Origin of the sequence: Thermobacillus sp. ZCTH02-B1 (assembly GCF_002159085.1) — a bacterium.
In the GTDB taxonomy this organism is placed as follows: Bacteria; Bacillota; Bacilli; order Paenibacillales; family Paenibacillaceae; genus Thermobacillus.
This window is the reverse complement of record NZ_LZRU01000043.1, coordinates 124694-134758: the sequence shown is the minus strand read 5'-3', so window position 1 is coordinate 134758 and position 10065 is coordinate 124694. Positions and strand designations below refer to the sequence as shown.

Below are 10065 nucleotides of genomic sequence, written 5' to 3'. Positions count from 1 at the left end.
CCTCAAAATCCCCCCCGCCCAAGGGCAAGCCAACCCTCGAGCAGGAATTGGCCGGTGAGCCGCCGTCGCTTTCCACCTTCGGACAGGCCCTCGCCGATCTGGGCATTACCCATATCGAGGCGCTGTCACCCCAAGCCAAAGGACGGATCGAACGGCTCTGGCAAACCTTTCAGGATCGCCTGGTGATCGAACTTAGGCTGCGCAACGTGTGCACGATGGAGGAAGCCAATCGCGTGTTACCGGAACTCATCGCCAAGCACAACCGCCAGTTCGCTGTCGCACCACAAAATGCCGAACCGGCCTACCGTCCGCTGCCCGAAACACCCCTGGAGCACATCTTCGCCCGGCGGCAATACCGGCGAATCAGCGGCGGGCAGACGTTCTCCTGGAAAGGGAAATGCTACATGCCAAAGCCCGTCCCCGGTGTTCCGCGCTGGGAAGCGAAGAGCGTCGTCGAAGTGCGTGTCGGCATGGATGGACAAGTGTGGCTGTGGGATCAAGGGCGGGCCTGGCCTTGTGTGGAGACACAGGCCACACAGACCCCGGCGCCAACAACGGCCAAAAAAGAAGCGGCGCCTGCGTCCCCCCGCAAGCCCGCTGCAAACCATCCCTGGAGAAAACATTCTCCAGCAAGCAGTTACAGCGTAGCACAGCATCCGGCTAGTCTGCAAGAGGACGGCGGCTGTTTAATCAGCTATCATCCCTGACATTTTCATAGAACAGTTAACCTGACATATTCACAGACGCTTGACATTTCTGTTTTGAAGTGCGATTCACCAAATATCTCAGTTCAACCATCAAATTTGCGTACATGGATTTCGAGAGAAAGAGAAGAAGAGCGGAGCGGAACATGGCCATATTGGATATGCCGGCGCATGAAGATCACGATGAAACGATCGGCGAACGATATGTGTCGCGAAACGACGACGAGATCTGGCTGATCCTGCGTCCGGATCCGCAAAAAATGCTGGACTCGCTGTCCAATGAGACGATCTGCAAAGCGTTTTCCGGACTTACGCAAAACCAGAAGATCATTTTGACCTTTTCCTACGCCATGGGCTACCTGGACAAAGAGATCGCCGAGAAAATGTCCGTTACGCCGCAAGCGGTATCAAAAGCCAGGAACGCGGCGCTATCCAATCTCAGAAGACATTTCGATTGCGCCAATCTGCAACTCCGCAAAAGAAGGGAGGCAAAATAGATGAACAGCTCCGAATGGTCATCCTTTGTCATGACGGCCATTGGAAATTTCGGTTTTCCTATCGTGGTCACAGGCTATCTGCTTATGCGATTCGAGAAAAGAATTGATCATTTGACTCAATCGATCCAGTCTCTGGCTCAAATTATCCGGGAAGGAGGCAAGCAAAAATGAAGGAACGAAGGGACAGTCTCCGCGTATTGGTGGCAGCCGCCCAAAGCGGGGATCAACACGCCCTGATGGAAATCGTCCGGCGGTTCGACCCGCTGATCAAAAAGGTAAAGCGAAAAATGATTTTTCAGGAGCGGGAAGATCTGGAACAGGAAATTGTCGAAAAACTGATCCGCGTGATCCTCGCCTACGACATTAATGTGCCGGCGGATTTCACCTCGTTCAGAAAATGCATCCGTGAGTTTGTCCGGGAAGCGGTTGAAATCCGTTGCCCGTCCCCGGAAGAAACCTGTCCATAAACCCGCGGCGCGGAATCTGCCGGCCGGATTGAGCCGGCGGATGTTGTTTACGCGGAACCCCGGGACTCCTCCGGACGTCCCCGGAGCTCCGCCTTATTGCGTCAATGGCCGATGGTATACGCATAAGTCCGGATTTCGCCGGTTTCGATCGACCGGCTCGTGAAGTACAGGGTGTCGCCTTCTTCTTTTTCCAGTCTCAGGTCGAAATAGTGCTGAAACTCGTAGCTGCCGTATCCGACGTTTTCGCTGATGATCTGTTCTTCTTCCGAATAGAACAGCTGGTACAGCTTGACGCTTTCCCGCTTGATCAGGTCGACCAGAATCAGATACGGCGTTTTGAAAGGTCTGACCAGCATGTATCGATCCGTCACGTTCTCGATCATCAGTCGGTCATCCACGCCGGTCAGGGCCCGGAGGTCGTATTCCTTTGCGATTTCCCCTTCGGCGTTGACGATGCGGACATGAATGCCGTCGGACAATACGGCATATCCGTCATACCGGTCCGCATGCTTAAACGGATAGATCTCGCTGTACTCCAGTTCGGCATGATGCAGGATCTGATCACCTTTGAGGAACAGACCATGCAGGACAATGACATAGTGGCCGCCCCCCGCCCCGTGCACCGACAGGTAGAGGTTCAGCAATCGGTTGGATTCGGTCATTTTCTCGACATCCAGATTGCTGAAAGTCGATTCCCTCCCGCTTCCGGCGGGCACCTTGAAGCTTCCCAATTCGACGGGCGTTCCGGTTCCGGCGCTGCGGTAGAGCTTGCCCTTCGAATGATCAAACCAATACATCTCCTGGCCGGCCGACGCCGAGATGAAGGGCAAACGGTCCCGGATCACGACGGTTCTCGTATCCTTTTCCCACACGGCCTCGCCGTCGAACCATTCCGCAACGAAGCGGACGGGCACATAGATGCGCCCGTTTCGGATGATGACCGGATCATCCAGCTTCCGGGTGCTTCCATTTGCGCGGATGACGCCGTTCTTGACGTCCAGCGTAAGCTTCTTGTCGGGCCGGATGAAGGTTGCGGTTTTCTGCCGGTCGTCCCAGTGAACCTTGAGCTGAAGCATGGCGGCTGCATCCCGGACCGGCAGCCAGGTTCGGCCGTTCGCGATGAACGCCTCTTTCGTCGTCTCCGGATAGTTGGGAAATAACCGGGATTCGTGGCGGATGTTCACCGCCGAACCGGCATCGGCGGACGCGTAAGCGTGAGACGTTATCAAAAGGCCCGCCATGACGGCCGTTGTCAGCAACATTCGGAACGGCTTCAACCAATATCACCTCTCTCGCATTATCTTACATTATCGGAATTGCGGCAACATCCGCATCGGGCAGGAGGGGCACCTCCGCAACCCCCCTCCCCCGGGCGCTCCTCCGTCGTGCCCAATTCGCCAAAAAAGAAGCACGGTTCTCTGTAAAACTTGCTTTCTCGTGGGTTGGGTCAATCTCCGGAAGTTTCCCTGCTGTAACGGGCGGGGACTCCCGGCCAGCTCCAAAAAAACAAGACGTCCGACGAGGACGTCTTGCAAGCCTTCCCGCTTATTTCGCTTTCAATACCGCCGTGCTGTACGCCGGCAGCGACACTTCGTCGCGTTCGAACTTGATGCCCGGCGCGGACGCCAGCGTCACCGCCAGCTTCTCCGCCTCGATGTCCGCTTTCGACTCGAGGGCCAGTTGCTGCGGCTCGCCGGACAGGTTGTGCAGCACGAGCAGCCGTTCGCCCTCATGCTCGCGGATGTACGAGACGACGCTGCGATGGCCGGTCGCGTACGACTCGACCGTGCCGAACGCGAGCGCCGGCTCCAGCTTCCGCCAGTTGACGAGCCTGCGGTAATGGTTGAGCAGCGAATCCGGTTCGTTGTGCTGCCGATCGACCTCATCCCACGGCATCGGACGGCGCAGATTCTCGTCGGGCTTCACGCCCTCCATCCCGATCTCTTCGCCGTAGTAGAGAAAAACCCGTCCGGGAAGCGTAAGGAGCAGCGCCGCGGCCATCTTCGCATGGTCGACGTTGCCTTCGAGCTGGCTCATGACGCGGTTCTGGTCGTGGTTCGACAGGAACGTCGCGTCGATGAACCGCCCGCCCGACACCTCGGCGTAATAATCGTGGATGCGGCGCACGGCGGCGGCGATGTCGGTCGCCCGCTCCGACTTCGCGAGCTGGATCAGCTTGCCGGCCAGTTCGAAGTTGAACCCGGAATCGAACGCCCCGTCCAGATACGGACCGATGACGGAGGGCGCGTCCCACACCTCGCCGACGAGATAGACGTCCGGCTTCACTTCTTCCAGCGCGGCGCGGAATTCCCGCCACCAGGCCACATTCTTCTCCGCCACTTCCGGCCTCCGGTTGTCGCCCTGCAGATCCTCGTACACGTGCTTCGCGGCGTCGAGCCGGAAGCCGTCCACGCCCTTCTCCAGCCAGAACCGGGCGATCCGGATGAACTCCGCACGCACCTCCGGATTGTCGAGGTTCAAGTCCGGCATGCCTTCCCCGAAGATGCCGAGATACCTGCCGGTGCTGACCGAATGCCACGCCTTGCCGCCGATCGCGCTGGTCGCGTTCACGTTCGTCGCTTCGTCCGCCCAGATGTACCAGTCGCGCTTCGGATTGTCCGCGCCCGACCTCGCCTCGACGAACCACGGATGCCTGTTGCTCGTATGGTTGACGACGAGATCCATGATGATTTTGATGTTCCGCCGGTGCGCTTCTCCGATCAGCCGCTCGAAATCCTCCATCGTGCCGAAGTCCGGATGGATCGCGTAATAGTCCGTCACGTCATAGCCGTGGTAGCTCGGCGACGGATGGATCGGCGTCATCCAGATGCCCGACACGCCCATCTCCCGCAGATAATCCAGTTTGGCGACAATGCCGTTCAGATCGCCCTTGCCGTCGCCGTCGCTGTCGTGGAACGCACGGACGAAGATCTCGTAGAACACGTTCGAATCCCGGTCCCGCGCCGCCTCCATCCGCTCCCGGTCCAGCTGCTGCTGCCGCATGCCGATCCAGAGCACCGCGCTCGAGAACAGGATGACGGCGGCGGCGAACACGATCGCAAACAGCCTGAGTTTCCTCATCCCTTGTTGGCTCCCGCCTTCAGGCCTTCAATGATATATTTCTGCAGAAGCAGGAACAGCAGCGTGACGGGAATCGCCACGAGCAGCGCGCCGGCCGCGAATTTCGTGAAATCGGTGTTGGAACGGCCGGTGACCATGTTGAACAGGCCGATCGCCAGCGTGTACTTGCTGCTCGACCGCAGCACGAGCCGGGCGAAGATGAAGTCCATCCACGGCCCGATGAAATTGTTGACCGCGACGAACGTGAGGATCGGCACCGACAGCGGCATCATCACCTTGCGGAAGATGGTGAAGTTCGAGGCGCCGTCGATTTTCGCCGCCTCCACGAGGCTCCTGGGCTGTGCATCGAAGTAGCCTTTCACGAGCCACGCGCCGTACGGAATCGATCCGCCCGCGTACACGAGGATGAGCCCCCACAGATTGTCCAGCAGATTGAGCTGCAGGAGCAGGATGTAGATCGCGATCATCCCCATGAAGCTCGGGAAAATCTGCAGCACGAGCATCGCCATCAGCGTCTGCCGCCGGCCGGGGAAGCGGAACTGCGAGAACGCGTAAGCGGCCGTCACGACGAGCACCGTGGACAGGATCATGTTCATGACCGCGACGAACAGCGTGTTCCGGTACCAGAGCAGATAGTCCGTCTCGGTGAACAGTTCGCGGAAATGGTCCAGCGTCAGCCCCGTCGGCAGGATCGAGGTGCGGAACAGCGACGAACCGGGGTTCAGGGCGCCCAGCACCACCCAGTAGAGCGGATAGATGACGACGATGGCCGTCAGAATCAGGATCAGGTAAATGACGATGGCCGCAAGTCTGTCACCCGGCCTGGAGCCTGCCTGCATCATCGTTCCCTCCCTTTCCCGGCGTCTTCATCACTGGATCATGTCCTCCTCTTTGAACGCCCTCGTCCTGCGGAAATTCCAGATCGAGAACGAGGCCACCACGATGAAGATGAAGATCGACACGACGGACGCCATGTTGAACTTGTTCTGCTCGAGCGTGAGCTTGTAGATCCACGAGATCAGGATGTCGGTCGAACCCGCGTAGCTGTAGGAAGGGTTGGCGGGACCGCCGGACGTGAACAGATAGATCATGTTGAAGTTGTTGAAGTTGTGCGCGAAGCTCATGATGAGCAGCGGCGATGTCGAGAACAGGATGAGCGGCAGCGTGATGCTCCGGAACCGCTGGAATCCGTTCGCGCCGTCGATCTCGGCCGCTTCGTACAGTTCCCGGTCGATGTTCGTCAACACGCCGGACATAAGCGCCATCCAGTACGGGAACCCGAACCAGAGGTTCACCATGACGATCGCGAACTTCGCCCAGAACGGATCCGAGAACCACGGGATCGGCGCCAGCCCCATCAGCTTCAGATACTGGTTGATCGGCCCGAACTCGCCGTTGAACAGGTTGCGGAAGATGAGCAGCGAGATGATGCCCGGAACCGCCCAGGGCAGGATGAACAGGGTGCGCCAGAATTTCTTGAATTTGACCGCCCGGTGGTTGAGCAGCAGCGCATAGAAGAGTCCGACAAAATACGTGGTGAATGTCGCCAGCGTCGCCCAGACGATCGTCCAGATGAGCACCCCGACGAAGGTGTTGCTCCATGCCCTGAACCGGATCAGGCTCGTGAACGTCTCGAATCCGACCCAGTCGACGAGATTCTTCGGCGGCAGATGGTTCGGACCCGAATAGTTCGTGAACGCGATCAGGATGCCGAAGATGAGCGGCAGGACGATCGTGAAGAGCACGAACACGAATGCCGGCGTCAGCAGAATGTATGCGAACCCCTGCTCCCAGGCGTGCGCGACGGATTGCGCGAAGTTGCGGGGCTTCCGTCCCTCGTCCCTCCCCTTGCCGACCTTCCAGGCGTCCCGCACGTTGATCGCGTAGACCGCGAGGAAGATGACGAGCAGCAGGAAGAAGATGATCCCCGTGATCATCAGGATGATCGAGTGATCCCCCTGGACGACGATGGCGCCGCGGGCGTTGCGCTGCTGCGGCGTTTCGCCCAGCGTGATCAGGCCGTGCATCGCTTCGAGGAACGGCTTCGTCCAGAAGATCAGCACATAAAGCTCGAGCAGCGCGTAGAGGATCCCCTTCACGAACTGCCGGTTGTAGATCTGTCCCAGGCCCATGAAGAGCAGCGACAGCAACGCGCCGGTGCGCGCATGTACCTTGCCGTTCAGATTTACCACCACCCGTACGGTTCGCATGTTTGGGCAAAACGGCTGCCGCCGCCCGCCGGGCGATCGAAACCGTTTTGCTCAAGAAGCGGGAAGTCGGTCCTGTGCGCGATTGGAAAAAGGAACCCGTGTCCGATGCGCGCCGCATCGGACACGGTTCCCTCCGCGAATACAGACCGCCGTTATTGCTGCATCAGCTGGATGGCGTCTTCGATTTGCTTCGTCGCGTCGTCGAGCGCCTGCTTCGGATCGATGTTCTCGTTCCAGATGAGCGAGAACGCGGATGCCATCGGACCCCAGACCGTCTGCATTTCCGGAATGTTCGGCATCGGGATCGCGTATTGCGCCTGCTCCAGAATGCCGGATACGACCGGATCGCCCTTGATCGCCGGATCCTCGGTGAGGCTCTTGTGGGTCGGCACCTGGCCGGTGATTTCAAACCGCTTCAGCTGCATTTCCCTGCTTGCGGCGAACTTCGCGAAGAGCGAAGCCGCTTCCGGATACTTCGTGTACGCGTTGACGTAGTAGGACTTGATGCCGGAGAAGCTCGTCGGACGTTCGCCGTTGTCCAGCTTCGGCAGCGGCGCGACACCGAAGTTCACGCCGGCGTCGCGGTAGCCCTCAGCAGCCCACGGACCGTTGATTTGGAACAGAATCTTGCCTTCCTTGAACAGCGAATCCTTGATGTCGTACGTGATGTCTTCCTTCTTGATCGGCAGGATCTCGTCGTGGATCCGCTTGACGAACTGCGCCGCCTTCACCGCGGCTTCCGAATTCAGGCCGAGATCGTGCGGGTCCGTGTTGCCGTTGCCGAACACGTAGCCGCCGTAGCCGCCGATGAACGCGAAGTCATAGTAGAAGTTGCCGACCTCGTACATGAAACCGTACTTCTGGTTCGCCGGATCGTTGAACGCCTTCGCCAGTTCGAACAGCTCTTCCCACGTTTCCGGCACCTTGTCGGTCAGGTCCTTGTTGTAGAACAGGCCGTACGTTTCGACCGCGATCGGATAGCCGTACAGCTTGCCGTCGTAGGAGCCGCCGGCAATGGCCGCTTCAATGTGCTCGTTCATGATCGCTTCGCCGTAGAAGTTTTCCAGGATCAGGCCGGCGGCCGCCATGTTCCCCGTATGGTCGTGGGGGGCAAGGAAAACGTCCGCACCGAGGCCGGCCGGGCCGTCCGTCTGCAGCTTGCCGGGCGCGTCCGTATGGTTGACGTTTTCGACCGTGACCGGAACGCCGTAGCGCTTCGTGAACTCTTCCGCCACATATTGCGCCCATTCCAGTTCGGCATCGGCGTTGTCCCACACCAGGAGCTGCGCGCCTTCCTCGATTTGCGGTTCAACCGATGCGTCCGCGTCGCCGCCGGATTCATTCCCGCCGGCATTGCCACTGTTCTGCCCGCTCGGCGCGGAAGCGTTGCCGGAGCCGTTATCGCCCGAATTGCCGCTTTTTCCGCCGCCGCAGGCGGCCAGCACCAGCATGAGCACCAGCGCGATGATCATCGCTGTCCATTTTTTGTTTCTCGTGTCCATCCCGGTAGAGATCCCCTTTCCGTTGGATTCGGTTTCCGAAGCATGTGATGCGTGCAAACTTTGTGCAAATGAATGCGGTGTCTCGAATCGGCCGATCAGCCATTCTCCCGCGTTCCGCTTTCCAGTCCTGGCTTGAGTTGCCGAACCCCCCCTTTTCGACATTCAGGCGCTTTGCCCCGCACGTTGAGCAAACGTTTGTACAAAATTCGCGAAAAAAGGCGATCATCAGGCGGAAGCAATCGCTTTTTCAACCGATGACCGCGACTCCCTTCGCTCAAGTAAGCGCTTTATTGCTTACCGATATCATAATGGATGGGGATAAATTAGTAAATCGTTTGCACCTTCCATTGTCGGTCGTTATCGACGATTACGCCGGAAACCATCGGCTTTTTCTTTCGAATTCTCCGGTTACGTGTCTTTTTCGCCTGTTTTCGGTTGTTACGGACACCGAAACCGCCGGGCTTTCCGGCGTTTTCCCGATTCTCCCGATCGAATCTTTACAATCTAAGGGTTTTCCTGTAGTATTGTTGATAACATTCGTTGTGGTAACGATTGCACGGAGGGAAATCGACATGTCCGTCACCATCAAGGACGTCGCGAAGAAGGCAGGTGTGTCGCCTTCAACCGTATCGCGCGTCATCTCGAAGCATCCGCGGATCAGCAAGGAGACGGTCGAGCGCGTGACCCGCGTCATGGAAGAGCTCGGCTATCATCCGAACAGCCTGGCGAAGGGGCTCGTCTCGAAAGCCACCCGTATATTGGGCGTCATCCTTCCGCGCCCGGCGGAAGAGCTGTTCCAGAACTATTTCTTCCATGAAGTGTTGCGCGGCCTCCTCGCGCAGGCCAACCGTTCGGACTATGATATCCTTATCGCTTCCGGCACCAGCGAGTCCGACGAGCTCGAGACCGTCAAGCGGCTGGTGCGCGGCCGCAGGGTTGACGGGGTCATCCTCCTCTCGTCGAAGATGAAGGACCCGTTGATCGCTTTCCTCAACGAATCCCGGTTCCCGTTCGTCATCATCGGCCGTTCGCAGGACTTCCCGGACGTGCCGACGGTCGACAACGACAACGTGCAGGCGGCCTGTGACGCCACCCGCCATCTGATCAACCAGGGACACGTGCGGATCGGCTTCGTCAGCGGCCCGCGGGAGCTCACCGTCTCGCAGGACCGGCTTGCGGGATACCGGAAGGCCTTGCAGGAAGCGGGGCTGGAAGTGTCGGAGGACTGGATCGTCGAAGGCGAATTTCTGCAGGAGACCGGTTACCGCGCGATGTCGGTGCTGATGAGCCTGCCCGAGCGGCCGACCGCGTTGGTCGTGATCGACGACATCGTCGCCTACGGCGTGATGCACGGGCTGAACGAACTCGGCTATTCCGTGCCGCAGGACATCTGCCTGGTCGGCTTCAACAACCTCCCGATGTCCGAACACACGTCGCCGCCGCTGACGAGCGTGGACATCGGCGCGTACCAGATCGGATACATGACGGCGCAGACGCTGATCAAGGTGATCGCCAAGGAGCCGTTGCACCAGAACAGAATCCTCATTCCGCATCGCCTGGTCGTCCGCGGTTCCTCCGTCAAATGAACCTGCCTTTATCGGAAG

At 58.9% G+C, this 10065-nt stretch carries 10 protein-coding genes; 5 read left to right on the top strand and 5 right to left on the bottom strand.

Annotation, left to right across the window (positions count from 1 at the left end; all coding sequences use genetic code 11):
• From A9Z00_RS15270 to A9Z00_RS15255, 4 genes are all read left to right on the top strand, one after another.
• Positions 1–707: transposase family protein (locus A9Z00_RS15270; RefSeq protein ID WP_483316330.1), on the top strand; the 707-nt coding region annotated here is incomplete at its 5' end.
• Positions 708–850: 143 nt separating this feature from the next.
• Positions 851–1201, top strand: coding sequence for a hypothetical protein (locus A9Z00_RS15265; protein WP_296979227.1), 351 nt, complete (start codon positions 851–853; stop codon positions 1199–1201).
• The gene (locus A9Z00_RS15260) at positions 1202–1372 is read left to right on the top strand and encodes a YvrJ family protein (protein ID WP_296979225.1); all 171 of its coding nucleotides are present in this window, start codon (positions 1202–1204) and stop codon (positions 1370–1372) included. It begins immediately after the preceding gene.
• A 29-nt stretch (positions 1373–1401) separates the two neighbouring features.
• Complete coding sequence (locus A9Z00_RS15255) at positions 1402–1668, top strand: helix-turn-helix domain-containing protein (RefSeq protein WP_296979244.1); 267 nt, start codon at positions 1402–1404, stop codon at positions 1666–1668.
• A 101-nt stretch (positions 1669–1769) separates the two neighbouring features.
• Here the strand turns inward: A9Z00_RS15255 and A9Z00_RS15250 are convergent, their stop codons facing one another.
• The 5 genes from A9Z00_RS15250 to A9Z00_RS15230 form a co-directional block, all read right to left on the bottom strand.
• Positions 1770–2930: a copper amine oxidase N-terminal domain-containing protein gene (locus A9Z00_RS15250; protein WP_296979224.1), complete on the bottom strand. Its 1161-nt coding sequence runs from the start codon at positions 2928–2930 to the stop codon at positions 1770–1772.
• 283 nt (positions 2931–3213) lie between these two features.
• Positions 3214–4749 carry an alpha-amylase family glycosyl hydrolase gene (locus A9Z00_RS15245; protein WP_296979222.1) on the bottom strand — a complete coding sequence of 512 codons (1536 nt, stop codon included), beginning with the start codon at positions 4747–4749 and terminating at the stop codon, positions 3214–3216.
• Positions 4746–5588, bottom strand: a complete 843-nt coding sequence (locus A9Z00_RS15240) for a sugar ABC transporter permease (protein WP_296979242.1) — start codon at positions 5586–5588, stop codon at positions 4746–4748. The genes A9Z00_RS15245 and A9Z00_RS15240 overlap by 4 nt, the downstream gene beginning before the upstream one ends.
• A gap of 30 nt (positions 5589–5618) precedes the next feature.
• The gene (locus A9Z00_RS15235) at positions 5619–6959 is read right to left on the bottom strand and encodes a sugar ABC transporter permease (protein ID WP_296979220.1); all 1341 of its coding nucleotides are present in this window, start codon (positions 6957–6959) and stop codon (positions 5619–5621) included.
• Between the two features lie 152 nt (positions 6960–7111).
• Complete coding sequence (locus tag A9Z00_RS15230) at positions 7112–8461, bottom strand: extracellular solute-binding protein (RefSeq protein WP_296979219.1); 1350 nt, start codon at positions 8459–8461, stop codon at positions 7112–7114.
• Positions 8462–9033: 572 nt separating this feature from the next.
• Between A9Z00_RS15230 and A9Z00_RS15225 the strand changes: the two genes are divergently transcribed.
• Entirely contained in the window at positions 9034–10047 is a 1014-nt protein-coding gene (locus tag A9Z00_RS15225) for a LacI family DNA-binding transcriptional regulator (RefSeq protein ID WP_296979217.1), read from the top strand.
• Positions 10048–10065 lie beyond the last annotated feature (18 nt).

Excerpts from the sequence above, each read along its gene's own strand:
- A9Z00_RS15265 (WP_296979227.1), top strand. The coding sequence starts at position 851 with ATGGCCATATTGGATATGCCGGCGCATGAAGATCACGATGAAACGATC.
- A9Z00_RS15260 (WP_296979225.1), top strand. The coding sequence starts at position 1,202 with ATGAACAGCTCCGAATGGTCATCCTTTGTCATGACGGCCATTGGAAAT.
- A9Z00_RS15250 (WP_296979224.1), bottom strand. The coding sequence starts at position 2,930 with ATGTTGCTGACAACGGCCGTCATGGCGGGCCTTTTGATAACGTCTCAC.
- A9Z00_RS15245 (WP_296979222.1), bottom strand. The coding sequence starts at position 4,749 with ATGAGGAAACTCAGGCTGTTTGCGATCGTGTTCGCCGCCGCCGTCATC.
- A9Z00_RS15240 (WP_296979242.1), bottom strand. The coding sequence starts at position 5,588 with ATGCAGGCAGGCTCCAGGCCGGGTGACAGACTTGCGGCCATCGTCATT.
- A9Z00_RS15235 (WP_296979220.1), bottom strand. The coding sequence starts at position 6,959 with ATGCGAACCGTACGGGTGGTGGTAAATCTGAACGGCAAGGTACATGCG.
- A9Z00_RS15230 (WP_296979219.1), bottom strand. The coding sequence starts at position 8,461 with ATGGACACGAGAAACAAAAAATGGACAGCGATGATCATCGCGCTGGTG.
- A9Z00_RS15225 (WP_296979217.1), top strand. The coding sequence starts at position 9,034 with ATGTCCGTCACCATCAAGGACGTCGCGAAGAAGGCAGGTGTGTCGCCT.